Annotated in this window: 26 protein-coding genes; 11 read left to right on the top strand and 15 right to left on the bottom strand. The window is 57.3% G+C overall.

Features of this window, described 5'->3' with window-relative positions; translation table 11 throughout:
• Positions 1-5: 5 nt before the first annotated feature.
• The 5 genes from H7R58_RS08015 to H7R58_RS07995 form a co-directional block, all read right to left on the bottom strand.
• On the bottom strand, positions 6-1,007 hold the full coding sequence (locus tag H7R58_RS08015) for a phosphotriesterase family protein (protein WP_182929207.1): 1,002 nt from the start codon (positions 1,005-1,007) through the stop codon (positions 6-8).
• Positions 1,004-2,068 carry a phosphotriesterase family protein gene (locus H7R58_RS08010; protein WP_182934692.1) on the bottom strand — a complete coding sequence of 355 codons (1,065 nt, stop codon included), beginning with the start codon at positions 2,066-2,068 and terminating at the stop codon, positions 1,004-1,006. The genes H7R58_RS08015 and H7R58_RS08010 overlap by 4 nt, the downstream gene beginning before the upstream one ends.
• Positions 2,069-2,208: 140 nt before the next feature.
• Complete coding sequence (locus H7R58_RS08005) at positions 2,209-2,949, bottom strand: GntR family transcriptional regulator (protein ID WP_182929209.1); 741 nt, start codon at positions 2,947-2,949, stop codon at positions 2,209-2,211.
• Positions 2,950-3,002: 53 nt separating this feature from the next.
• Entirely contained in the window at positions 3,003-4,004 is a 1,002-nt protein-coding gene (locus tag H7R58_RS08000; protein WP_182929210.1) for a CobW family GTP-binding protein, read from the bottom strand.
• Positions 4,005-4,273: 269 nt separating this feature from the next.
• Positions 4,274-4,708, bottom strand: a complete 435-nt coding sequence (locus tag H7R58_RS07995) for a DoxX family protein (RefSeq protein WP_182929211.1) — start codon at positions 4,706-4,708, stop codon at positions 4,274-4,276.
• Between the two features lie 152 nt (positions 4,709-4,860).
• On the opposite strand from H7R58_RS07995, the gene poxB reads away from it, so the two are divergent.
• From poxB to H7R58_RS07975, 4 genes are all read left to right on the top strand, one after another.
• Complete coding sequence (gene poxB, locus H7R58_RS07990) at positions 4,861-6,579, top strand: ubiquinone-dependent pyruvate dehydrogenase (protein ID WP_182929212.1); 1,719 nt, start codon at positions 4,861-4,863, stop codon at positions 6,577-6,579.
• A 38-nt stretch (positions 6,580-6,617) separates the two neighbouring features.
• On the top strand, positions 6,618-7,619 hold the full coding sequence (gene ltaE, locus H7R58_RS07985; RefSeq protein ID WP_106924480.1) for a low-specificity L-threonine aldolase: 1,002 nt from the start codon (positions 6,618-6,620) through the stop codon (positions 7,617-7,619).
• Positions 7,620-7,628: 9 nt separating this feature from the next.
• Entirely contained in the window at positions 7,629-9,071 is a 1,443-nt protein-coding gene (locus H7R58_RS07980) for a DUF2867 domain-containing protein (RefSeq protein WP_182929213.1), read from the top strand.
• A gap of 87 nt (positions 9,072-9,158) precedes the next feature.
• Positions 9,159-10,172 carry an NAD-dependent epimerase/dehydratase family protein gene (locus H7R58_RS07975; protein ID WP_106924797.1) on the top strand — a complete coding sequence of 338 codons (1,014 nt, stop codon included), beginning with the start codon at positions 9,159-9,161 and terminating at the stop codon, positions 10,170-10,172.
• 3 nt (positions 10,173-10,175) lie between these two features.
• On the opposite strand, the gene H7R58_RS07970 is transcribed toward H7R58_RS07975, so the two are convergent.
• Both H7R58_RS07970 and H7R58_RS07965 read right to left on the bottom strand, forming a co-directional pair.
• Positions 10,176-11,012 carry an N-acetylmuramoyl-L-alanine amidase gene (locus H7R58_RS07970; RefSeq protein ID WP_106924482.1) on the bottom strand — a complete coding sequence of 279 codons (837 nt, stop codon included), beginning with the start codon at positions 11,010-11,012 and terminating at the stop codon, positions 10,176-10,178.
• Entirely contained in the window at positions 11,009-11,332 is a 324-nt protein-coding gene (locus H7R58_RS07965; protein ID WP_106924483.1) for a heavy metal-binding domain-containing protein, read from the bottom strand. The genes H7R58_RS07970 and H7R58_RS07965 overlap by 4 nt, the downstream gene beginning before the upstream one ends.
• Before the next feature lie 192 nt (positions 11,333-11,524).
• Here H7R58_RS07965 and H7R58_RS07960 point away from each other — a divergent pair, with 192 nt between their 5' ends.
• The 6 genes from H7R58_RS07960 to artJ all read left to right on the top strand — a co-directional run bounded on the left by H7R58_RS07960 (position 11,525) and on the right by artJ (position 16,124).
• Positions 11,525-12,040 carry a lipoprotein gene (locus tag H7R58_RS07960; protein WP_106924484.1) on the top strand — a complete coding sequence of 172 codons (516 nt, stop codon included), beginning with the start codon at positions 11,525-11,527 and terminating at the stop codon, positions 12,038-12,040.
• 311 nt (positions 12,041-12,351) lie between these two features.
• Positions 12,352-13,080, top strand: coding sequence for an arginine ABC transporter ATP-binding protein ArtP (gene artP, locus H7R58_RS07955; protein WP_182929214.1), 729 nt, complete (start codon positions 12,352-12,354; stop codon positions 13,078-13,080).
• 16 nt (positions 13,081-13,096) lie between these two features.
• Positions 13,097-13,828, top strand: coding sequence for an arginine ABC transporter substrate-binding protein ArtI (gene artI / locus H7R58_RS07950; RefSeq protein ID WP_106924486.1), 732 nt, complete (start codon positions 13,097-13,099; stop codon positions 13,826-13,828).
• 6 nt (positions 13,829-13,834) lie between these two features.
• Positions 13,835-14,551 (top strand): arginine ABC transporter permease ArtQ, encoded by a 717-nt coding sequence (gene artQ, locus H7R58_RS07945; RefSeq protein WP_106924487.1) that lies wholly within the window; start codon positions 13,835-13,837, stop codon positions 14,549-14,551.
• Entirely contained in the window at positions 14,551-15,219 is a 669-nt protein-coding gene (artM, locus tag H7R58_RS07940) for an arginine ABC transporter permease ArtM (RefSeq protein WP_106924488.1), read from the top strand. The genes artQ and artM overlap by 1 nt, the downstream gene beginning before the upstream one ends.
• 173 nt (positions 15,220-15,392) lie before the next feature.
• Positions 15,393-16,124, top strand: a complete 732-nt coding sequence (gene artJ / locus H7R58_RS07935) for an arginine ABC transporter substrate-binding protein ArtJ (protein WP_106924489.1) — start codon at positions 15,393-15,395, stop codon at positions 16,122-16,124.
• A 43-nt stretch (positions 16,125-16,167) separates the two neighbouring features.
• Here artJ and H7R58_RS07930 read toward each other — a convergent pair whose 3' ends face one another.
• Together H7R58_RS07930 and H7R58_RS07925 are read right to left on the bottom strand one after the other, a co-directional pair.
• Entirely contained in the window at positions 16,168-17,640 is a 1,473-nt protein-coding gene (locus tag H7R58_RS07930) for a sensor histidine kinase (protein WP_106924490.1), read from the bottom strand.
• Complete coding sequence (locus H7R58_RS07925) at positions 17,637-18,359, bottom strand: response regulator transcription factor (protein ID WP_182929215.1); 723 nt, start codon at positions 18,357-18,359, stop codon at positions 17,637-17,639. Before H7R58_RS07925 ends, H7R58_RS07930 begins: the two co-directional genes overlap by 4 nt.
• Positions 18,360-18,500: 141 nt before the next feature.
• Between H7R58_RS07925 and H7R58_RS07920 the strand changes: the two genes are divergently transcribed.
• Positions 18,501-18,737: a pentapeptide MXKDX repeat protein gene (locus H7R58_RS07920; protein ID WP_182929216.1), complete on the top strand. Its 237-nt coding sequence runs from the start codon at positions 18,501-18,503 to the stop codon at positions 18,735-18,737.
• A gap of 46 nt (positions 18,738-18,783) precedes the next feature.
• Here the strand turns inward: H7R58_RS07920 and rlmC are convergent, their stop codons facing one another.
• The 6 genes from rlmC to potF all read right to left on the bottom strand — a co-directional run bounded on the left by rlmC (position 18,784) and on the right by potF (position 24,693).
• The gene (rlmC, locus tag H7R58_RS07915; RefSeq protein ID WP_182929217.1) at positions 18,784-19,911 is read right to left on the bottom strand and encodes a 23S rRNA (uracil(747)-C(5))-methyltransferase RlmC; all 1,128 of its coding nucleotides are present in this window, start codon (positions 19,909-19,911) and stop codon (positions 18,784-18,786) included.
• 42 nt (positions 19,912-19,953) lie between these two features.
• A complete protein-coding gene (locus tag H7R58_RS07910; RefSeq protein ID WP_106924494.1) occupies positions 19,954-20,442 on the bottom strand; it encodes a YbjO family protein in 489 nt (162 codons plus the stop codon).
• A 60-nt stretch (positions 20,443-20,502) separates the two neighbouring features.
• Positions 20,503-21,348, bottom strand: a complete 846-nt coding sequence (gene potI / locus H7R58_RS07905; RefSeq protein WP_106924495.1) for a putrescine ABC transporter permease PotI — start codon at positions 21,346-21,348, stop codon at positions 20,503-20,505.
• Positions 21,345-22,298: a putrescine ABC transporter permease PotH gene (potH, locus tag H7R58_RS07900; RefSeq protein WP_182929218.1), complete on the bottom strand. Its 954-nt coding sequence runs from the start codon at positions 22,296-22,298 to the stop codon at positions 21,345-21,347. Before potH ends, potI begins: the two co-directional genes overlap by 4 nt.
• An 8-nt stretch (positions 22,299-22,306) precedes the next feature.
• Positions 22,307-23,440 (bottom strand): putrescine ABC transporter ATP-binding subunit PotG, encoded by a 1,134-nt coding sequence (gene potG / locus H7R58_RS07895; protein ID WP_106924497.1) that lies wholly within the window; start codon positions 23,438-23,440, stop codon positions 22,307-22,309.
• Between the two features lie 140 nt (positions 23,441-23,580).
• Positions 23,581-24,693, bottom strand: coding sequence for a spermidine/putrescine ABC transporter substrate-binding protein PotF (gene potF / locus H7R58_RS07890; protein ID WP_106924498.1), 1,113 nt, complete (start codon positions 24,691-24,693; stop codon positions 23,581-23,583).
• Between the last annotated feature and the right edge of the window lie 140 nt (positions 24,694-24,833).

Below are 24,833 nucleotides of genomic sequence, written 5' to 3'. Positions count from 1 at the left end.
GAGGTTTACACTCCCGGGTGTGGCTGTGGTGTCGCATCGCTGAACGGCTGTAGGGTAAGAAACTCAGCCGTGTTGCGAATAAACAGCTTATCGATCGTTTCCGCACCGATACCTTCGGCCTGCAGATCAGGAATCAGCTGTTCGAAGAGGTAATTGACGGTATGCCCCTTCACGCCTGGCCACCCTAACGGCGAACAGTTGGCATCCGCCGAGGCAAGTACCTGATGCACACGTCCTTCGCGCAGGAAGCGTAAGAAATGCTGCAAACGCTCCTGACGATGGCGGCCCCAGAACGGTGGGTCAGGCAGCTCAAGATCGTAGCCAAAGGTGTCGAAGCCGATGCGCGCACCGGAGGCAAGCAGCGCCTGTTCGTTGATTTTTCCCTGGCTGACGCCATCATCCGCATGGCCAAACAGCACGCGATGGCACGGCAGCCCTTCTTCGGCAAAAATATCCAGCGCCGGCTGAGAATCCACCGAAAGGTGGGTGAAAATCGGCGCGCCGCTGATGCGAGAGGCGCGGGCAGCCGCACGATAAATGCGTTTATCCAACGCTTTCATCTTAAAGCCGCGGCTGACCCCAACTTTGATAATGCCGGCCTTCGCGCCGGACTTGCCGATACCCACGGTGATTTCGTGAACGAACTGATCGGTCAGGTATTCCACGCTGGCCTGTTCAAAAAAAGGCAACGCGGTATCACCGCCGACAAAACCGGTGCTGGCCACAATGTGCACGCCCGTTTTATCAGAAAGCGATTTGTAATAATCGATATCACGGCCGTTACAGATGCCCGTCGCCTCCACAAAGGTCGCCGCGCCCCAAGGCCGTGCGTTTTCGCGGAACAGTCGCAGCTTGGGCACCGTCTCTTCATAGCGCGCTTCGGGGGTTTTCCACCAGCGGCTATCCAGTTCGCAGCCCGGCATGCCATAGCCAATGTGCTCATGGATGGCGACAAATCCAAGTTCTGCGGCCGAGATCGTCCCCAGTACCGTGTTTACGCGTGTCATTTATCTTCCCCCATGACGCTGAGCAGCGCCGCGACGTTGGTGATTAAAATCTGATTGAGATGCTCGGCTGAGACACTAGCCTCCAGCAGCATCGGGACAAACCGCGTCAGCACATCGACATAGCCGCGATCGTTGCCCGGCGCGCCGAACGCGACGCCGGTCGCACTGGAAGAAAGTAAAATGCGCTCGACATAACCTGCGGCAATCAGCTCTCGGATCAAAGACACACGCGCCGCGTCATCAATGTAATCGGCGTCATCAGAACCGATATGATCGATGGCAATCATCGCCCCCGCCTGCACCATGGCAAACGGCCAGCCGTTTTCAACCGCATCGCGCCTGTCGATATCCGCCATGACGATGCGCTGCGGCGCCAGCGATTCCCCCAGCGCGAGCTGCAGTTCTGCCGGTGCATCTGCCCCGCAGCGGATCCGCACCGGTACGCCATAAGCGGCCCCTGCTCGCGCCGCGCCGCGTACCAGGCTTTCATCGGTCGGGGTCATGCCATCGCGCGTGGTCGCCGTGGCAATGATGCCGGCGGCGGCGCGGCGCTCAATGCGCGGCACGACCATCCCTTCATTCACTTCCTGACCAAACAGCTCGGCAAACTTCTGCGCCGACCACGGGGTGGGAGGATTGGTCTGCGGCGTCAGGAAGTAGCCGCCCAGCATGGCTTCCGGGCCCATCCCGGTTGAGGCGATGATATGCACGCCGGTCTCTCGGGAAAGCGCCTCGTACAAGCGCAGATCCCGTCCTTCAAACATCCCGGTGATATCGACAATCGTACCGCCACCGGCTGCCCGGAAGGCCCGGAGTTTCTCGGCAATCGCCTCAAAACATACCGCTCTGTCGATGTCGATATCGAAAGCGTACTGTGCGCCGGGTAACACATACATCAGCGATTCGCTGACTAACGTCACGCCAAGCTGGTCAGCCGCCACCGGCCCAAGCACCGTGTTGACAGTCGCATTGCTGTAACCCTTGCCCTTTGCGCGTTCTAAAAATAGCGATGTGAACGGTAGCGTCGGCTCGGGTATCCCCTTGCTGTGTTTAATGCACATTTTTACCTCTTAACCTCCATTCAACGTGGAAGGGTTCGCTTGCCGACAGCCCACTGATAAGCGGTACCTTTCCTCAGGTAACCTAACAATAGATTAGTCTAATGTTAGATTATTATAACAATAGCATTTAAAAAAATTAGCTATCGGTTTAGCCCAAACGTGTACTTAAAATCATCGGCGCGATGCACCGCGCGACGCCACCCTGCCGGTTTGCCTTCGCGGGAATACAACGTGGTTACCGCCACCATCACCGGCGAGCCGGGTGCAACATCCAGCGCCTTTGCTTCTTCCTGACTGGCCGCCGTCGCCCAGATATTCTGCACCCCACGGGTGAACGTCAGCCCAAGCTGCTTATCCACGAGCGCAAACATCGTTCCGGCTTCTTCAAGCTCGTTGATATTCGGCAGATAGTCGGACGGCGTATGCAGATACGTCGAGCTCCAGACTAAAGGCGTCCCCTTGACGAAAATAACCCGCTGAACAAACAGCAGTTTCGTCGATGCATCCAGTTCCAGAATGTCATTCACCTCTTGCGGTGCCGCCACGCGCGCCAGCGTCACAACGCGAGACGTCGGCTTCAGCCCTTGCTCGGTTAAATAGCGGCTGATGCCTCCCAGCTCCAGAGCCGGAGAGAGACTGACATTGACGCCCCGTACGGGAAACGTCCCCTTCGCTCTGTGCCTGACGACATAACCTTCATCCTCAAGCTCTTTCAATGCCTGCCGTATCGGCGCCCGGCTGACATGGAACCGTTTGATCAAACTGTCTTCCGTTAGCACGATATCCGCGACTTTTTCGGTATCCTGCAGTTCCTCAATCAAGGCCTGTTTGATCTGGCTGTACAACGGGACGGATGAGGACCGATCGAGAGCAAACTTCATTAAGCGTTTCCTTTGCTAACCGTAACGATATTAAATTCTCGCCGATCATAGCCTTAAGCCAGTGACTGATCTAGCGCCGCCTCCAGAATATCTCGCGGAAGAGAGACGCCAATAAACACCATCCGGCTTTCACGCCGCTCATCCACCGCCCACGTCGGCCCCAGGTCGCTGCCCATTACCTGATGCACGCCCTGAAAAATGACCTTGCGATCGGTGCCTTGCATATTGAGCACCCCTTTATAGCGCAGCATTTGCGGCCCATGTACCTGCACCACCGCGCCGAGGAAACGCTCTAACCGTGCGGGATCGAAGGGCTTCTCCGCGCGGTAAACAAAACTGCTCACATCATCATGATGGTGGTCATGCTCACAGTGACCGTGCTCGTGATGACAGTGCCCGTGGTTGTCTTCCTCCGGGTAAATATCCAGTACCGCATTGAGGTTAAACCCTTGTACATTCAGCACGTTGCCCAGAGGTACGTCACCAAAATGCGCGGTTTCAACCCCCGCCCGCGGGTTCATTTTTCGCAGCCGGGCGATCAAACGCTGCCGCGACGCCTCGCTGACCAAATCCGCTTTGCTGATGAAAATCCGATCGGCAAACCCCACCTGTCGCCGGGCTTCCGGGCGTTCATCAAGCTGCTGTTCCGCGTGCTTCGCATCTACCAGCGTAATCACCGCATCCAGGTGGTAATTGGCGACAATCTCTTCATCCATAAAGAATGTCTGCACCACCGGTCCCGGGTCGGCCAGCCCCGTGGTTTCAATAAATACGCGGTCAAAATCCAGCGTTCCATCATGCCTTTTAGCCGCCAGCATGGTGAGCGTCGTGCGCAAATCATCGCGTATTGAGCAGCAAATACAGCCGTTGCTCATCTGGACGATTGTTTCTTCGCCGTCGGACACCAGAATGTCATTATCAATATTTTCTTCGCCAAACTCGTTTTCAATCACCGCATATTTATGCCCATGCGCTTCATGCAGAACGCGTTTTAACAGCGTCGTCTTACCCGCACCCAAAAAACCGGTGAGGATTGTGACGGATATCAGCGTCATTCATATTCTCCTGTGAATTGTCAGTACATAGGGCGAAACACCGGCCCCTGCCCTGGCGCACACATCGAGCATAGGCTGGCTTGAAACAGGCTAACATAACGCGCGGCGGGGTTTACTCAAAAGTAAAATGAATGTTAATTATATGTGAAATATATCACTTTTTACGCTGAGAATGTTATTCACTCACCGTCTGAACAAGCGCTATATAGCGCAAAAAAAAGAGCCGAAGAAACGCGTCTTCAGCTCTGAAACGGTGTGACCAGAGGGGGCTACTGCCAGGACGACTTTGCGCCCAGCGCGTATTTCCCCGCCCCCAGAAACGCAATGGCCAGCCCGGCGACAAAGAAATAGACCAGGCTTTCAATTGCCCACGCCCCGGTTTTATCCAGCGCGGCCGTTTTATCCAGGCCAACCATCAGCCAGGCAACAACCATCGTAAACGCCAGCACCAGCGCCGCCGGGCGCGTCAGCACGCCGAGGATCAGCAGGACGGGTGCGATCACTTCCCCCATCAGTACGCCGTAGGCAATAAAGCCCGGCAGCCCTTTTGCCACCAGCATCGCGCTAATACCATCCACGCCGTCAAACAATTTGTGTAGCCCGTGGAACAGCATCAGCCCGCCAACCACCAGACGCAGCAGCAGCTTGCCGAAATCATCGCACGCCAGCGTGCGATTTACCGCATTTAACAATGTTGTGATCATTTTCGTTTTTCCCTGTTTTATCCCTGTAGAACACCACGTTACTGCTTCTCATTTACAAAATATACCCGCTGAAAATAAGGGTATTTTTCCGGCGAAACGATGAGATTCATCTAAACTTGTAACCGCTATCACACTTCAGGAGATGGAAAACCATGAAACAAACCGTAGCCAACTACATCGCCAAAACGCTCGAACAGGCAGGCGTCAAACGTATCTGGGGCGTAACGGGCGATTCGCTCAACGGCCTGAGCGACAGCCTGAACCGGATGGGCACGATTGCCTGGATGCCCACGCGCCATGAAGAGGTAGCCGCCTTTGCCGCCGGGGCCGAAGCACAGCTGACCGGCGAACTGGCGGTCTGCGCAGGATCGTGCGGGCCGGGTAACCTGCACCTGATTAACGGGCTGTTTGACTGTCACCGTAACCACGTTCCCGTGCTCGCCATCGCCGCACATATTCCGTCGAGTGAAATTGGCAGCGGCTATTTTCAGGAGACGCACCCGCAGGAGCTATTCCGTGAATGCAGCCACTACTGCGAGCTGGTCTCCACGCCGGAGCAAATTCCGCAGGTGCTGGCGATTGCGATGCGCAAGGCGGTGCTTAATCGCGGCGTATCGGTGGTGGTTCTGCCGGGCGACGTAGCGCTGAAGGCCGCTCCGGAAAATGCCAGCAGTCAGTGGTACCCGGCCCCGCATCCTATTGTTACGCCGCCACACAGCGAGCTGGAAAAGCTGGCCGAGAAGCTGAAATCGTCGCGCAATATTACGCTGCTGTGCGGCAGCGGCTGCGCCGGGGCGCACGGCGAGCTGACGGCGTTTGCCGAAAAGCTCAAATCCCCGATTGTTCACGCGCTGCGCGGTAAAGAACACGTTGAGTACGATAACCCTTACGACGTCGGCATGACCGGGCTGATCGGCTTCTCCTCCGGCTTCCATGCCATGATGAACGCCGATACGCTCATACTGCTCGGCACGCAGTTCCCGTACCGCCCGTTCTATCCCACAGAAAGCACCGTCATTCAGATAGATATCAACCCTGCCAGCATCGGCGCACACAGCAAAGTGGATATGGCGCTGGTTGGCGATGTCAAAGCCACCTTAGCCGCGCTGCTGCCGCTGCTGGAAGAGAAAAACGATCGCCGCTTCCTCGACAAAGCGCTGGAGCACTATCACAGCGCGCGCAAGGGACTCGACGATCTGGCGAAGCCCAGCGACAAAGTGATTCACCCGCAGTATCTGGCGCAGCAGATTAGCCATTTTGCTGCCGAAGACGCCATTTTCACCTGCGACGTTGGCACGCCAACGGTGTGGGCCGCCCGCTATTTGCAGATGAACGGCAAGCGCCGCCTGCTCGGCTCCTTCAACCATGGCTCCATGGCCAACGCCATGCCGCAGGCGCTGGGCGCGCAGGCGACAGAACCGGGGCGCCAGGTGGTGGCGATGTGCGGCGACGGCGGCTTTAGCATGCTGATGGGCGATTTCCTTTCAGTGGTGCAGATGAAGCTGCCGATTAAAATCGTGGTCTTTAACAACAGCGTATTGGGCTTTGTGGCGATGGAGATGAAGGCTGGCGGTTATCTGACCGACGGTACCGAGCTGCACGACACGAACTTTGCGCGCATTGCTGAAGCCTGCGGTATTCCCGGCATTCGCGTGGAGAAAGCCGCTGACGTCGACGAGGCTTTGCAGCGCGCCTTCAGCATCGATGGCCCAGTGCTGGTCGACGTCGTTGTCGCGAAAGAGGAGCTGGCCATTCCGCCGCAGGTCAAACTGGAGCAAGCAAAAGGCTTTAGCCTGTATATGCTGCGCGCCATCATCAGCGGACGCGGTGATGAAGTGATCGAACTGGCGAAAACCAACTGGCTCAGGTAAAACAGAGGGCATTCTTCCGAGTTTAAAAAGGAAATGCCGTGATTGATTTACGCAGTGATACCGTAACCCGCCCGACGCGCGCCATGCTGGATACCATGATGGCCGCGCCGGTCGGCGATGATGTGTATGGTGATGATCCCACCGTGAATGCCCTTCAGCAGTACGCCGCCGAGCTGGCCGGCAAAGAGGCGGCGCTGTTCCTGCCTACCGGCACCCAGGCCAACCTGGTGGCGCTGCTGAGCCACTGTGAACGCGGCGAGGAGTACATCGTCGGCCAGGGGGCGCATAACTATCTGTACGAAGCGGGCGGTGCGGCGGTGCTGGGCAGTATTCAGCCGCAGCCGATTGACGCCGCCGGTGATGGCACGCTGCCGCTGGATAAAGTCGCGGCCAAAATCAAAGCCGACGATATTCACTTCGCCCGCACCCGGCTGTTGAGTATTGAAAACACCCACAACGGCAAAGTACTGCCGCGCGCCTATCTCAAAGAGGCCTGGGACTTCACCCGCGCGCGCGGGCTGGCGCTGCACGTCGACGGCGCGCGTATTTTCAACGCGCTGGTCAGCTACGGCTGTGAGCTGAAAGACATCGCCCAATACTGTGACTCGTTCACCATCTGTTTGTCCAAAGGATTGGGCACGCCGGTCGGCTCGCTGCTGGTCGGGGATCACGACTACATCAAACGCGCCAACCGCTGGCGTAAAATGACCGGCGGCGGCATGCGCCAGGCCGGGATTTTAGCCGCCGCAGGGCTGTACGCATTGCAAAACAACGTCGCTCGCCTGCAGGACGATCACGATAACGCCGCCTGGCTTGCCGCCGAACTGCGCGAGGCCGGTGCCGATGTCATGCGCCACGACACCAATATGCTGTTCGTCCGGGTGGGTGAAGAAAACGCCGCGGCGCTGGGCGAATTTATGCAGGCGCGCGGCGTGCTGATAAACGCGTCGCCGATCGTACGTCTGGTGACGCATCTCGACGTCAACCGCCAGCAGCTGACGGAAGTCGTGGGTCACTGGAAAGCCTTTTTAGCCCGCTAAGGAGACAACGTGTCGCAGTCTGTTCTGGTTTTTGGCGCCAGCGGCTACATCGGCCAGCATTTGGTGTCTGAATTAAGCCAGCGCGGCTATGCCGTGCGGGCGGTGGCACGTCGCGTTGAACGGCTACAAAAGCGCAATCTGCCCGGCGTCACCTGCCATTCGGTTGATCTCGAAAAAACCGCCGACTTCTCGGCGCTGATGAGCGGCGTCGAGACCGTCTACTACCTGGTTCACGGCATGGGCGAGAGCCAGGATTTTCTCGAGCACGAACGCCGGGTTGCGGAAAACGTGCGCGCTGCGCTGCGGGTAAGCCCGGTTAACCAGCTGATTTTCCTGAGCTCTTTACAAGCGCCGGCGCACGAACAATCGCCGCACCTGCGCGCCCGTCAGTTAACCGCCGATATTCTGCGCGATGCGGGTGTGCCGGTAAGCGAAGTGCGTGCCGGGATCATCGTCGGCGCGGGCTCCGCGGCGTTTGAAGTGATGCGTGACATGGTCTACAACCTGCCGATACTGACGCCGCCGCGCTGGGTGCGCTCGCGCACCACGCCGATTGCGCTGGAAAATCTGCTGTTTTATCTGGTCGAACTGCTCAACCATCCGTCTCCCGAGCATCGCGTGTTTGAAGCCGCCGGGCCGGAAGAGCTGACCTACCAGCAGCAGTTTGAACATTTTATGGCGGTCAGCGGCCGTCATCGCCCACTGATTCCGATTCCCTTCCCCACTCGCTGGATCTCGGTGTGGTTCCTTAACGTGATCACCTCCGTTCCGCCCACGATCGCCAAGGCCCTGATCCAGGGGCTGAAGCACGATCTGCTGGCTGACGATCGCACCCTGCGCGCGCTGATCCCACAAACGCTGATCCCGTTCGATGAGGCGGTACGCCGTACGCTTGAAGAAGAGAAAAGCCTGGTCAACTCCAGCGACTGGGGCTACGACGCGCAGGCTTTCGCTCGCTGGCGTCCGGAATACGGATTTTTTGCCAAACAGGCCGGCTTTACCGTCAGCACGTCCGCCAGCCTGACCGCACTATGGGCGGTGGTTAACCGTCTGGGCGGTAAAGAAGGCTATTTCTTTGGCAATATACTTTGGAAAACGCGCGCGGCAATGGATCTGCTGGTGGGACACCGACTGGCGAAAGGGCGCCCGGAGCGCCCGCTGCTTCAGCCCGGCGATGCGGTCGACAGCTGGAAAGTGATCATTGTTGAACCCGAAAAAGCGCTGACGCTCCTCTTCGGCATGAAGGCGCCCGGCCTTGGTCGCCTGAGCTTCACGATGGTCGACAAAGGCAGCCATCGGGAACTTGACGTGCGCGCCTGGTGGCATCCGCACGGTATGCCAGGATTACTCTACTGGTTGTTGATGATTCCAGCACATCTGTTCATCTTCCGCGGAATGGCACGGCGTATTGCCCGCCTGGCAGAAGAAGTCACAGGAAAAAATGCGCATTAACCCTTTTTCGTCTTAGTTTCCCATTGCATACGAGTGAAATAAACGGAAGAATGCGCACGAAACTCTTTTTTAACACTGTGGATGATTATGAAGGTACTGGTCACCGGCGCCACGAGCGGATTAGGCAGAAACGCAGTTGAGTATCTGCGCCGTAAGGGCATTAGCGTCAGAGCGAGCGGTCGCAATGAAGCGATGGGCAAACTGCTGGAGAAAATGGGCGCCGAATTCGTCCATGCTGACCTGACCGAGCTGGTCTCCTCTCAGGCCAAAGTGATGCTGGCCGGCGTCGACACCCTGTGGCACTGCTCTAGCTTCACCTCGCCGTGGGGCACCCAGGCCGCGTTTGACCTCGCCAACGTCCGTGCCACCCGCCGTCTGGGAGAATGGGCTGTCGCCTGGGGCGTACGCAACTTTATCCATATCTCGTCGCCGTCGCTCTACTTTGACTACCACCATCATCGGGACATCAAAGAAGATTTTCGTCCTCACCGTTTTGCCAACGAATTTGCCCGCAGCAAAGCCGCCAGCGAAGAGGTCATTCAGATGCTGGCGCAGGCTAACCCGAACACGCGTTTCACCATTCTGCGTCCGCAGAGCGTCTTTGGCCCGCACGATAAAGTGTTTATTCCGCGCCTGGCGCAGATGATGCACCATTACGGCAGCGTGCTGCTGCCGCGCGGCGGCCACGCGATGGTCGACATGACCTACTACGAGAACGCCGCCCACGCCATGTGGCTCGCCAGCCAGCCGCGCTGTGACGACCTGCCTTCAGGCCGCGCCTATAACATTACCAACGGCGAACCCCGCACGCTGCGCAGCATCGTTGAGCGCTTAATTGACGAACTGGATATCACCTGCCGCATTCGCTCCGTGCCTTACCCCATGCTGGATATGATTGCCCGCAGCATGGAGCGGTTTGGCAATAAATCTGCCAAAGAACCGTCGCTGACCCACTACGGGGTATCGAAGCTCAACTTTGACTTTACGCTCGATATCAGCCGCGCCCGCGAAGAGCTAGGCTACGAGCCGGTCGTTTCGCTGGACGACGGTATTATTCGTACCGCCGCCTGGCTTGAGGATCACGGCAAGCTGCACCGTTAGGGCTTAGCCCTGGCCGTATTTTTCCAGCAGCGCCTCGGCAATCGCCAGGCTTTCCATATCCGCTACGCCGTCATAGCGCGCCGGGCGGAAATGCATCTGGAAGGCGGCAATCACCCGCATCTGCTGCATTCGCGTCATATTCGGTTTGACGTCGTAGCCATAGCGCGCCAGCAAATCCAGCAGGGTATATGAGGCAATTGGCGCATTTGGCGAGCGGCCGTTCAAATAGAAGGCCACGCGGCTGGCATCCGGCCACGCGCCAATCCCCTGCTGCGCCAGCGCCTGCCACGGGAACAGCGGGCCCGGATCATCCTTACGCTGCGGCGCGATATCCGAATGCGCCACCACGTTTTGCGGCTCAATGTTGTAGCGTTTGATGATGTCTTTCGCCAGCGGTATTAACGCCTGGATTTGCGTCGGTTCAAACGGCGTGAAGGACTTCGTCCCCCCCGACTTCTGCCAGCCGAGGTTTTCCAGCTCGATACCGATTGACGTGTCGTTGATGCGCGTCGCGCCGCGCCAGAAGCTCACACCGGCATGCCAGGCAAGCTCTGACTCCGGCACCAGCCGCCAGATTCGCGGCTTGCCGCGCGTTAGCGGCGGCACCGCGGGAATGAGATAGTGCACGCTGACCTGCTGACCGGTTAGCGTGGTCAGCGAACCGTCGAAATCATCCGCCGTATAGTGAATAACCAGTACCTTAACGCGTGGATAAGCGGCAGGCGCGGAACGGCTGGTATCCAGCACGTATCCAGGCTTTTCAATGACCGCTTTTTTTTCTTCCCCGGCACACCCCGCCAGCAGCATCGCCAGCATCATTACGGTCAGAAAACGTTTCATTTGCGCGTTTTGACCGCCGTACCGCTCACGCTCACCATCAGCATGCTGCTGTCTTTGCCCACGGTTTCATAATCGATATCAATCCCGACAACCGCATCAGCGCCCAGCGCTGCGGCCTGCTCGCCGAGTTCTTTAAAGGCAATCTCACGCGCTTTGCGCAGCTCTTTTTCATACGCGCCCGAACGTCCGCCAACAATATCGCGAATGCCAGCGAAGAAATCGCGAAAAATATTCGCGCCCAGAATCGCCTCGCCGGTCACCACGCCGCAGTATTCGACAATTGGTTGCCCTTCGAGGGTGGGGGTAGTTGAAAATTGCATGGACAGCTCCTTCGTTAACGTTCAATGCCTTAGCGCTTAGTGCTAAACACATTATCGGACCGATACGCTATGCTTGAAAAGGGATTACTCCATTATCGTATACGTAAATCTCGCCCGCCGCATGGCGGCGGTTGATACGCCGGCCCCCGGCGTAGAAGCGACTAATGTTGAGACGGCTAACAAGGAATCACTATGCGTTACTCCAACCTTGCATTTATCCTCCCTGCCGCGCTGCTGCTGAGCGCCTGCACCACTGTCACCCCTGCTTACAAAGATACCGGCGCGCGCGTCGGGCAATGCGTGGAAGGCGGCCCGGACACCGTGGCACAAAAATTTTATGACAGCCAGATCCAGCGTCGGACCAGCGACTACACCGCGCTGCGGCCATATCTGAGCGATGGGCTGGCCAAACTGCTGAGCGACAGCAGCCAGGACGCCAGCACGCGCACGCTGATGCAGTCGGGGCTGTTCTCCAGCAGCACCGCCGTACCGGATAGCGCCGACGTCGCCAGCGCCTCGACCATTCCTAACACCGACGCGCGCAATATTCCGCTACGCGTCGACTTGAAACAGGGAACCCAAAGCTGGAAAGACGAAGTGCTGATGATTCGCGAAGGTCAGTGCTGGGCGGTGGATGACGTGCGTTATCTCGGCAACAATAGCCACGCGCCAGCGGGCACGCTGCGCCAATCTCTCGAAAAACGTTAATAAAGTGTAAACAAATTCTGCTATATCCTTTATCCCGGCAAAATGTCTGGCATTCTCCGTGGAATGCCGACATTTATACCCCGCGCCCACCCCGACCGTTATTTTGTGCTAACTTTAAAAGAAAAGTTGGTTTATATTTAAGTTTTAACGCACAAATATTGCATAACTATTCTGTCAAAGGTACTATTTGCGGCCTCAATTGCTGATAATTCCTCTACGGCTGATACCTTCAGCGGGGAAATGTAAGAGCGGCAGCAGAGTAAGCACCTGGCGTTTCCAGGGCGAGGACAACTCTTTCGTGACGGGTATCAATGAGCATTAAATTAGACGGCATTAACTGCTTTTATGGCGCGCATCAGGCGCTGTTCGACATCACGCTGCAGTGCCCGGAGGGCGAAACGCTGGTACTGCTTGGCCCAAGCGGCGCGGGTAAAAGCTCCCTGCTGCGCGTGCTGAATCTGCTGGAGATGCCGAAGTCCGGTACTCTGGCGATTGCGGGTAATCATTTCGATTTTGCCAAAACGCCGTCAGATAAAGCGATTCGCGAACTGCGTCAAAACGTCGGCATGGTCTTCCAGCAGTACAACCTCTGGCCGCACCTGACCGTGGTTCAGAATCTGATCGAAGCGCCGTGCCGCGTGCTGGGGCTGAGTAAAGATCAGGCGATGGCGCGCGCGGAAAAACTGCTCGAGCGTTTACGCCTCAAACCGTTCAGCGACCGCTATCCGCTGCACCTGTCCGGCGGTCAGCAGCAGCGTGTGGCGATCGCCCGCGCGCTGATGATGGAGCCGCAGGTGCTGCTGTTTGATGAGCCCACCGCCGCCCTTGATCCGGAAATCACCGCCCAAATCGTCAGCATCATTCATGAACTGGCTGAAACCAACATTACCCAGGTCATCGTCACCCACGAAGTGGAAGTGGCGCGCAAGACCGCCAGCCGCGTGGTGTACATGGAAAACAGTTATATCGTCGAACAAGGCGATGCAAGCTGCTTTAACAGCCCACAGACCGAGGCTTTTAGAAATTATCTTTCTCACTGAGAACAGGACAATGATCATGAAAAAAGTACTGATTGCCGCGCTGCTCGCTAGCGTCAGCCTCTCCGCTGCCGCTGCTCAAACTATCCGTTTTGCGACCGAAGCATCCTACCCTCCATTTGAGTCGATGGATGCCAACAACCAGATCGTCGGCTTCGACGTGGATCTGGCCAACGCGCTGTGTAAAGAGATCGACGCGACCTGTACCTTCAGCAACCAATCTTTCGATAGCCTGATCCCTAGCCTGAAGTTCCGCCGTATTGACGCGGTGATGGCCGGTATGGATATCACCCCTGAGCGTGAAAAACAGGTTCTGTTCACCACTCCGTACTATGATAACTCCGCGCTGTTTGTCGGCGTGAAGGGCAAGTTCACCGGCATCGATCAGCTGAAAGGCAAAAAAGTCGGCGTACAGAACGGCACCACGCACCAGAAATTTATCATGGATAAACATCCGGAAATTACCACCGTGCCTTACGACAGCTATCAGAACGCGAAGCTGGACCTGCAAAACGGCCGTATTGATGCCGTCTTCGGCGACACCGCCGTGGTTACCGAATGGCTGAAAGATAACGACAAGCTGGCCGCCGTTGGCGACAAAGTGACCGACAAAGGTTACTTCGGCACCGGCCTGGGCATTGCCGTACGTCAGGGCAACACCGAGCTGCAGCAGAAATTTAACGCTGCGCTGGAAAAAGTGAAAAAAGATGGCACTTACCAAACCATCTACGCTAAATGGTTCCAGAAGTAAGACTTGATGAACGAAATGTTTCCTTTAGCAAGCGCCGCCGGTATGACCGTCGGCCTTGCCGTTTGTGCACTGGTTATCGGGCTCGCGCTGGCGATGTTCTTTGCGGTGTGGGAGTCGGTTAAATGGCGCCCTATCGCATGGCTCGGCTCCGCGCTGGTCACCGTGCTGCGCGGTCTACCGGAAATCCTGGTGGTGCTGTTTATCTACTTCGGCTCTTCACAGCTGCTGTTGACGCTGTCCGACGGTTTTACGATTAACCTCGGCATCGTGCAGATTCCGGTTCAGATGCAGATCGAAAACTTCGACGTCAGCCCGTTCCTGTGCGGCGTGATTGCCCTCTCCCTGCTCTATGCCGCTTACGCCTCGCAGACCCTGCGCGGCGCACTGAAAGCGGTACCGGCGGGCCAGTGGGAATCCGGCCAGGCGCTGGGGATGTCGAAAAGTGCTATCTTCTTCCGTCTGGTGATGCCGCAGATGTGGCGACACGCGCTGCCGGGCCTCGGCAACCAGTGGCTGGTATTGCTGAAAGATACCGCGCTGGTATCGCTGATTAGCGTGAACGACCTGATGCTGCAAACTAAAAGCATCGCGACGCGTACCCAGGAGCCGTTTACCTGGTACATCGTGGCGGCGGCTATCTATCTGGTGATCACGCTGCTGAGCCAGTACATCCTCAAACGCATTGACCTGCGTACCACTCGCTTCGAACGGAGACCAGGCTGATGCTCGAGTATTTACCGGAACTGATGAAAGGGCTGCATACCAGCCTGACGCTGACCGTCGCCTCCATTGTGGTGGCGCTGGTACTGGCGCTGATCTTCACCATCATCCTGACGCTGAAAACGCCGGTGCTGGTGTGGCTGGTACGCGGCTACATCACGCTGTTTACCGGCACGCCGCTGCTGGTGCAGATCTTCCTGATTTACTACGGCCCGGGTCAGTTCCCGACGTTGCAAAACTATCCGGTGCTGTGGCATCTGCTCTCCGAGCCGTGGCTATGCGCGCTGATTGCCCTGTCGCTCAACAGCGCCGCCTATACCACGCAGCTGTTCTTTGGTGCGATCCGCGCCATTCCGGAAGGCCAGTGGCAGTCCTGTAACGCGCTGGGGATGAGTAAGAAAGATACGCTGGCGATCCTGCTGCCGTACGCCTTTAAACGTGCGCTCTCTTCCTACTCCAACGAAGTGGTGCTGGTGTTCAAGAGTACGTCGCTGGCCTATACCATCACTCTGATGGAGGTAATGGGCCACGGGCAGCTGCTGTACGGACGCACCTATGACGTGATGGTCTTTGGTGCCGCCGGGCTGGTGTATCTCGTCGTCAACGGCCTGCTGACGCTGCTGATGCGCCTGATTGAGCGCAAAGCGCTGGCCTTCGAGCGCCGCGACTAGTTTTTGCATAACCATTAAATTCCGAAACGGATAAGCCGCTGGCCTATCCGTTTTTTTTTGCAACAATGAAAATATTTACTCAACTATATTGCATATAAATTCACTAAGTGGCATTGTAGCTCCATGCCACACGCAGGGCAGCAACCATAAGCGAGACAGACAGGAGCTCATCCATGAAAAAATTAGTATTGGCCGCCTTACTGGCCACCGTTGCCGCAGGCGCCCAGGCCGCAGAAAAAATCAGCTTCGGCGTGTCCGCTACCTATCCGCCGTTTGAGTCCATGGATGCGAACAACCAGATCGTCGGCTTTGATATCGACCTTGCTAACGCGCTGTGCAAACAAATTCAGGCCGAATGTACCTTTACCAACCACGCGTTTGACAGCCTGATCCCGGCGCTGAAATTTAAGAAATACGATGCGGTGATCTCCGGTATGGACATCACGCCTGAGCGTAGCAAACAGGTCGCGTTTACCGATGCCTACTATGCTAACTCGGCGCTGGTGATTGCCAAAAAAGGCGAATTCAAAACCTTTGATGACCTGAAAGGCAAACGTATCGGTATGGAAAACGGGACGACCCACCAGAAATACCTGATGGACAAGCATCCGGAAGTGAAAACCGTCGCCTATGACAGCTACCAGAATGCGATTATCGACCTGAAAAATGGCCGTATCGACGGCGTCTTCGGCGATACCGCCGTGGTCAACGAATGGCTGAAAACGAACCCGCAGCTGGGTGCGGCCACTGAGAAAGTCACCGATCCGCAGTACTTCGGCATTGGCCTTGGCATCGCGGTACGCCCGGACAACAAAGCGCTGCTGGAGCAGCTGAACGGTGCACTCAAAGCGATTAAAGCAGACGGTACCTATCAGAAAATCAGCGACAAATGGTTCGCTGAGTAAGTGCCCTCACCCGGTAAGCGCCCTGCTTACCGGGTTTTCTCATCTATAACGGCACGAAAAAGCGGAAGCAAGCGCCCGCAGAGGCCTCCATCAGGCGAATACTGCCGCCGTGCAGTTCCAGCATACGCCGCACAATCAGCAGCCCCAGGCCACCGCGATTTTCTCTCACGCTTTGCGCACTCAGCGCGGAAGGACGCTGGAATAACGCCTCACGCAGCGCTTCATCGACGCCAGGCCCGCTGTCAGCAACCTCCACCTGAAGACGTTCATTTTCCTGCCAGACGCGCAGCATCACCGTGCCACCGGGCGGCGTGTGACGCACGGCGTTATCCAGCAGGTTAGTGACCACCCGCTCAATCATCGAAACATCGGCGTTCAGCAGCGGCAGCGCGCGCGGGATCTCGACCTTGAGGGTTAAGCGCCGGGTCTCAATCGCCAGATCGAATTTCTGTGCCACATCCTGAATTAATTCACCTATCGCAAACGGTTCGAGCTGTGGCTTGATCCCGCCGTGCTCCAGCTTCGCCAGCTCAAACAGCTGCTGTGAGAGATGACGAACCTTGTGCCCCTGGCGTAGCGCCACGGCCAAGTACTGCCGGTTATCCTCCGGTGAGAGCGTGTCGGCTTTCATCGATAGCGTCTCCAGATAGCCCAGCAGTGAGGTTAGCGGAGTGCGCAAATCATGGGAAATATTGGCAATAAACTCGCGGCGCTGACGATCGCTATCGGAAAGCTGATCCCACTGGCTGGCAATTTTGCGCGCCAGCTCAATATAGGTATTACGCAATATTGCCACTTCATTAGAGCCATCGGCCTGCAGCGGCTGCTGCGCCAGCTGCCTGATTGCGCTGATGCTGTCCTGATCCACCCCTTGCACATGGGCGGTAAGCTGGCGCACCGGACGGGCGACCCAGTACCACACCAGCGTTCCCGCCAGCAGGCCAAACAGCGCCACCAGCAGCAGCGACCAAAGGAAGGTGCTCCACAGCGCCTTGTGCCACGCGCTCTCCGCCAGCGCATTGAGGTTTTCCCCCTCAAGAATGATGTAGAGATAACCGTGCAGGTTGCCGTTGAGCAAAACCGGTGCCACGCTGAAGACTTTCTGTTTATCCTGGCTGCGCGGGTCGTCGCCGTACACCGGCCACGCCGCGCCGTCGAGGAAGGCCCGCAGCGGCGCGAGGTCAATCTGCTGGCGCTTGATGTGGCCAGGCGGTGCAGCATCGGCGACAATCGTACCGTCGTGCGAGATAAGGTACAGCTCTACGCTCGGGTTAAGCGTCATCAGGCGGTCAAACAACGTTTTCAGGGTCTGGCGATTAACGCCACCCTGCGCATCCAGCAGCGGCTCGCGATTGACGATTTGCTGCGCCAGGCCCGCCGACAGCCGCTGAACCATCGCATTACCGAACTGGCTGCTGTTGTAAAGCTGCACGCTGCACGCCGCAATCGCGCACAGCAGCAAAATGGCGGTAAACACCAGCGTCAGCCGCTGGCTCAGGCTCAACCGTCGGCTCATGGTGCAGGTTTCCTTTTGTCGGTGGCAAACTTATAGCCTTTTCCCCAGACGGTGAGAATGATTTCCGGCTCGGCGGGGTCTTTCTCTATTTTCACCCGCAGGCGGTTGATATGGGTATTGACCGTGTGTTCATACCCTTCATGCTGATAGCCCCACACGCTATCGAGCAACGACAGACGCGAAAAGACCTCTCCCGGATGGCGAGCAAACCAGTACAGCAGATCAAATTCACGCGGGGTTAGCTCAACGGACTCGCCGTGCAGCCGCACTTCACGGGAGAGCGGATCGATGGTCAGACCGTGGCAGGCAATCGCCCCGCTCTCCAGGCGGATGCTCTGCCCCATCGCTTCCTGACGGCGAAACAGCGCTTTAACGCGGGCAATCAACTCCAGCACCGAAAAAGGTTTCGGCAGGTAGTCGTCGGCCCCCATCTCCAGCCCCAGGACACGGTGCGTTTCACTGGTGCGGGCGCTGATAATGATCACCGGTAAATAGCGCGTCATTTGCCGGATGCGGCGGCAGATCTCCAGCCCGTCGACGCCGGGCAGCATTAAATCAAGGATCACCGCGTCCCAGACCGATGCCTCAAGCTGCGCCAGCGCGCGCGTGCCGTCCGCCTCGTGAACGATTTGGTATCCTTCATCCTGCAAATTGAGCCGCAGCAGAGTTGCGATGTCCTGGTCGTCTTCCACCAGCAAGATTTTCTTTGCGCTATTCATAACATTCCACCCACGCTTTTTTTCAAGCTTAACCCAGCCGGGCGCCGTGAGTTATCACATTTTATTTAAACTTCCGTGAGGACATGGTGATGAGCTGCGCGCGATGCTGTCGGTGCACAACATCAACCATGAGGACAGACGATGAAAAAGATAATGATTGCTACCGCCGCGCTCGGCGCCCTGCTGATGGCGAGCGTGCACGCCGCCGAGCCAATGCATGACAGCATGGCCAAACCCCACGATAAAATGTGCCAGGACACGATGTGCAAAGAGAAGATGGCCAAAGACGGTATGCAAAAAGACGGCATGAAAAAAGAGGCCATGAAAGGAGAGAAGATGAAGCAAGGCAATATGTCGCCTCAGACCATGAGCCACTAGCCATTGTAACCGCCCGGCAGCGCTGCACCTGCCGGGCTTGGGCACGCTAGCAGCGAACCAGCAGCGTCAACACCTCGTAATGGGCGGTGTGCGGGAACATATCAAACAACTGTACTTTCTCGATACGGTACCCCGACAGATGGGCAAAATCTTTGGCCATGGTCTGCGCATTACAGCTGGAGTAGACGAGGTACTGCGGCGCCATCGCGCTGAGGTAGTCGCACAGCGCTTTGCCAATGCCGCGGCGCGGCGGGTTGACCAGCACCAGTTGCGGAGTGGCGGCCTGGGCGGTGGCAAACTGGGTCGAATCCAGCGCCTGGAAATGCAGCTTGCTCAGCCCCAGCTCTGCCGCCGACTGCTTCGCACAGGCAATAGCCTCCGGGGCAATCTCAATGCCGGTCAGGGTCATGTCCGGCGTCGCGCAGTGCAGCCCAAAGCCGCCGACGCCGCAAAACAGATCCCACATATGATCGACCGGCAGCGCCCGCACCCAGTCGCGCGCCGTGGCGTACAGGGCGCTGGCGACAGCGGGGTTGGTCTGGAAGAAGCTCTGCGGGCGAATCCACAGCGGAACGTCATTAAACCGCTCCGCCAGCGCCTGCTGCTCGGTAAAGAAAATCTCCTGCTCGCCTTCCATAATCGCCATGTGTACCGGCTGAATGTTGGCGGTGATCACCTTAAGCTGCGGCAGCTGGGCCTGAAGCCAGGGTAATGCGGCGCGCAGCTGCGCGAGCTTACTGTCCGAACGCAGCACAAAGCGCAGCATCATGCCGCCGTCGAGCTGGCTTTCCGTCAGCAGCAGGTACTTCAGCTCGCCGCGCCTGCGCGCCACGTTGTAGGGCGTCAGCCCGGCGCGGGCGATAAACGGTTTGAGCGCAGCAAATACCGGGGCAAACGAGGCCGGATACAGCGGACAGTCGGTCAGATCTTCCGGCGTCCCGTCGCGATGCAGCATGCCCAGCAGCGGACGTTCTACGCTACCGCTGACCACCATTTTGGCTTTATTGCGAAACCCCTGCTCGGGGCCAGACACGGGTGCGCACCATCCCGCCACGGGAAACGCCGCCAGCAGCGTCTGGAGGTCGGCCATTTTGGCGGCCAGCTGTTCGGCGACGGGCTGCTCAATCCACTGACATGAACGGCAACGATCGGCATCATAGAGTGCGCACTGCATAGAAAAACCTTGAGACAAAGAGGGGCGTGGATTGTATCACCGTTATTGTAAGCGGAAAAATCGCCGGGAGGCTGCGGGTACAAAAAGCAGGCATAACACCAGCAGATCCGGCATTTTTTGCATCACCAACGAACGGAATATCTCCCGCTTCGACTCGCCGGCGATGCTGAACAGCTCCGGGTAACCGTAGCCAAGCGATGCAGCCCACAGGTAGCTGGCGGCAATCACCTGCGTCAGCAGGTACACCCAGCGCGCCCAGTTACGCCCTTTGACCAACGAAAAGGCGCAGGCGATTTCAACGAACACCAGCACCAGGCTGGAGAGAAACACCAGCGTCAGCGTCCAGGTCTGAACGCTGCGATGAATAAATTCGCCAATCCCATTCAGCCCGAGCAGATTGATAATCATCAACAGGTCGAGACAGCGGATTAAAATAATGGCGAGCGCCGCCACCTGCACCAAAGCAGGAACGTTCAGACGGGCATGCGACCGACGGCTTCGAGTAAACAGTTCCAATGTGTTGCCTTCCATGAAAACGATGCCGCGAACATTCGCGGCATCGACTGCACATCCGTATCGATTTTAAGAGGATTATCCGCGTCTTGCACGTTGGATATCGCGCACCCGCTGTTTTTCCGCGCGCGCCATCAAATACCAGGCGATAAATCCGACAATTCCGACTACGCCAAGGATCAGAGACGCCAGCGCGTTAATCTCCGGGTTCACCCCCATGCGCACGCTGGAGAAGACCAGCATCGGTAGCGTCGTCGCGCCCGGGCCGGATACGAAGCTGGCGATGACCAGGTCATCCAGCGACAGCGTAAAGCCCAGCAGCCAGCCGGAAATGACCGCCGGCATAATCATCGGCAGCGTAATCACGAAGAAGACCTTCAGCGGCGTCGCGCCCAGATCCATCGCCGCCTCTTCGATCGAGCGGTCCAGCTCGCGCAGACGCGAGGAGATAACCACCGCCACGTAAGCAGTACAGAAGGTGACGTGCGCCAACCAGATGGTCAGCATACCGCGATCCGCCGGCCAGCCGATGGCGTGTGCCAAAGCGACGAACAGCAGCAGCAGAGACAGCCCGGTAATGACGTCCGGCATAACCAGCGGCGCGGTGATCATAAAGGCAAAGCCGTTGGCACCGCGGAAGCGGCCAAAGCGCACCATCACCACCGCGGCAATGGTGCCAAGAATGGCCGCCATCGTGGCCGCCGCCGCCGCGATGGTCAGGCTTAGCCCCACCGCGCTCATCATCGCATCGTCGCGGAACAGTTCGCCGTACCAGCGCGTTGACCAGCCCGCCCAGACGGTCACCAGCTTTGAGCTGTTAAACGAATAGACCACCAGCATCAGCATTGGCGCATACAGGAACGTAAAGCCAATCACCAGAATCAGGATTCGCCACGGCGATCGTACGACCGGTAGGTTGTTCATCCGTGTTCCCCCATCTGTTTTTGCTGATATTTATGGAACCACATGATCGGCACGATCAGCAGCAGCAGCATGACGATCGCCACCGCCGAGGCTACCGGCCAGTCGCGGTTGTTAAAGAACTCCTGCCACAGCACGCGCCCAATCATGATGCTGTCCGGGCCACCGAGCAGTTCCGGGATCACAAACTCCCCTACCGCCGGGATAAAGACCAGCATGGAGCCCGCGATAATCCCGCCTTTGGTTAACGGTACGATGACGCTGAAAAAGGTCTTCAGCGGACGTGCGCCGAGATCCAGCGACGCCTCAACCAGCGAGTAGTCAATGCGGATCAGCGCAGTGTAGATAGGCAGCACCATAAACGGCAGATAGGCGTACACAATCCCGATATAGACCGCGAGGTTGGTATGCAGAATCGTCAGCGGCTGGTCAATCACCCCCAGCCACATCAGAAAGTTGTTCAGCACGCCGTTATTTTTCAGGATCCCCATCCATGCGTAGACACGAATCAGAAACGACGTCCACGATGGCAGGATCACCAGCAGCAGCAGGATGTTGCGCGTTGATGGTTTACTGTGCGCCACCGCCCAGGCCAGCGGATAGCCCAGCAGCAGACAGCAAATCGTCGAGATTGCCGCCACCTGCAGCGACTGCAAATAAGCCTCAAAATAGAGCGGATCGTCGGTCAGCTGCAGGAAGTTGCCAAAGTTGAGCGCAACCGTCAGTTGGCCGTCGGCCCATTCCATCAGGTTGGTATACGGCGGGATCGCGCGCGCCATCTCCGCAAGGCTGATTTTGAAGACGATCAGGAACGGCAGTAAAAACAGCAGGATCAGCCATAGATACGGCATCGCAATGACAAACTTGCGCCCGTGTTTCATATTGACCCGCGCCAGCCACAGGGCGAAGCCGCCCGGTTTATGCGGGCGGGCCGGTGGTTCATATGTACTCATAGCCCCTCCTAAACCGTCAATACCACGCAGCTGTCAGCATCCCAGCACAAACGTACCTCATCGCCCCAGGTCGGTAAGCCTTTCTGGTAACGGTGGGCGTTTTGCAGCTGCGCGCTGATCATCTGGCCGCTTTTCAGGCGGACATGATAAATGGAGAGATCGCCGAGGTAGGCAATGTGCTCAACTTCCCCGACGGCAAAGTTGTAGCCGTCCGCCGGCGGGTCTTCGCAGAGCATGATTTTTTCCGGGCGCAGGGCGACGTACACCGGTACGTTGTCCACTACGGAAGCGTCAGGGTCAACCTTCAGCGGATGCACCAGCCCCGGCGACTCAATGATCAGACCATCTTCGTCGCGCCGTTTAAGCAGCCCTTCAAAGACGTTGACCGAGCCGATAAACTCCGCGCTGTAGCGGGTCGTCGGGTGTTCGTAAATCTCTTCCGGTTCACCAATCTGGACAAACTTGCCGCGGTTCATAATGGCGATACGTCCGGCCATGGTCATGGCTTCTTCCTGGTCGTGGGTCACCATCACGCAGGTCACGCCCACGCGTTCAAGAATATCCACCACTTCCAGCTGCATCCGGTCGCGCAGCTTTTTGTCCAACGCGCCCATCGGTTCATCCAGCAGCAGCAGCTTCGGACGCTTAGCGAGGCTTCGCGCCAGTGCCACGCGCTGACGCTGGCCGCCGGAAAGCTGATGCGGCTTGCGCTTCGCAAATTCCTGCATATGCACCAGCGCCAGCATTTCGGCGACGCGGGCGTTAATTTCCGCTTTCGGCAGCTTATCCTGCTTCAGGCCAAAGGCGATGTTCTGCTCAACGGTCATGTGCGGAAACAGCGCGTAGGACTGGAACATCATGTTAATTGGCCGCAGATACGGCGGCACCTGCGCCAGATCGACGCCATCGAGCATAATCTGCCCGGCGGTCGGCTGCTCAAAACCCGCCAGCATGCGCAGCAGGGTTGACTTGCCGCAGCCAGATGCGCCCAGCAGCGCAAAAATTTCGCCTTTATAAATCGTGAGGTTAACGTCGTCTACGGCGTGCTGGCCGTCGAAGGATTTGGTCAGATTACGGATTTCCAGCAGCGGGGTCAGCGCTTTGCGGGTTTTCGCCTGTGGGCGGGGAATAGCGTCGTTCAATCTGGTGCTCTCCGGCAAAATACGAATATCAATATGACCCGGTTGTCATATCAACCCCTGGACACCCGCCGTCCGGCAGGCGTCCAGATTGGGGCAGCTGCACTGCCCCGGTGCAATACCCTCACCAGCAAGGTGAAGGATTATTTCCCGCTTTTCACTTTGGTCCACGCACGCGTTCTGACGCGGTCGATTTTAGGATCCTGGACTTTCAGCGTGAACAGCTTGGCGAAGACGTCAGCCGGCGGATAAATCGCCGGATTATCGCGAATTTCGGCGCTGACCAGCGGCGTTGATGCTTTGTTGCCGTTGGCATAGAACACATGGTCGCTGATGTGGGCAATCACGTCCGGACGCATCAGATAGTTGAGGAACTGATAGGCTTCGTCTTTGTTTTTCGCATCAGCAGGCATCGCGAAAACATCGAAGAACGCCAGCGCCCCTTCTTTTGGAATGAAGTAAGAAACGTTGACGCCGTTCTTCGCTTCTTTCGCGCGGTTCGCTGCCTGCCAGACGTCGCCCGCCCAGCCGATCGCCACGCAAATATCACCGTTGGCCAGATCGTTAATGTACTGTGAGGAGTGGAAGTAGCGAATGTTCGGGCGCAGCTTCAGCAGCAGGTCGGTCGCCGGGCCGGTGTAATCATCGGCCTTCATGCTGTTAGGATCTTTGCCCAGGTAGTTCAGCACGGTGGCAAAAATTTCTTCCGGCGCATCGAGGAAGGAGACGCCGCAGCTCTTCAGTTTTTCCAGGTTTTCCGGCTTCATCACCAGATCCCAGCTATTCAGCGGCGCGTCTTTGCCGAGCACGGCTTTGACTTTATCGACGTTGTAGCCAATACCGGTGGTCGCCCACAGGTAAGGCATCGCATATTTGTTGTCCGGGTCATGCTTCGCCACCAGCTTCAGCACGTCCGGATCGAGGTTTTTCCAGTTTGGCAGCTTGCTCTTATCCAGCGGCTGGAACACGCCGGCGGTGAGCTGGCGTTCCAGGAAGCTTGCCGACGGCACCACCAGATCAAAACCGGTGCTACCCGCCATCAGTTTACCTTCCAGTACTTCGTTGGAGTCGAAGACGTCGTATACGACTTTAATCCCGGTCTCTTTTTCAAAATTCGCCACGGTATCCGGCGCGATATAGTCGGACCAGTTATAGACATGCAGCGTTTTTTGTTCTGCAGCGAGCACGCTTGCCGAGGCAGCCATCAGCGCACCCGTCACCAGACCTGTTAACCATTTTTTATTTAAGGCGGCCATATCTCTTATCCTTCTCAGCGCCCGTTAACAAACGGACTAAATATACGCAATTTAGAGTATGCAGAAATCATGCATATTTTTTCGTACTGCATGAAAGAGAAGAGACCGGGCTCCCCTGCAGTCATTGCTCGCGCTATCGA

This window comes from Klebsiella sp. WP4-W18-ESBL-05 (assembly GCF_014169075.1).
GTDB classification, from domain to species: Bacteria; Pseudomonadota; Gammaproteobacteria; order Enterobacterales; family Enterobacteriaceae; genus Kluyvera; species Kluyvera ascorbata_B.
The sequence above is the reverse complement of the archived record's forward strand: the minus strand, read 5'-3'. Positions and strand labels throughout refer to the sequence as shown.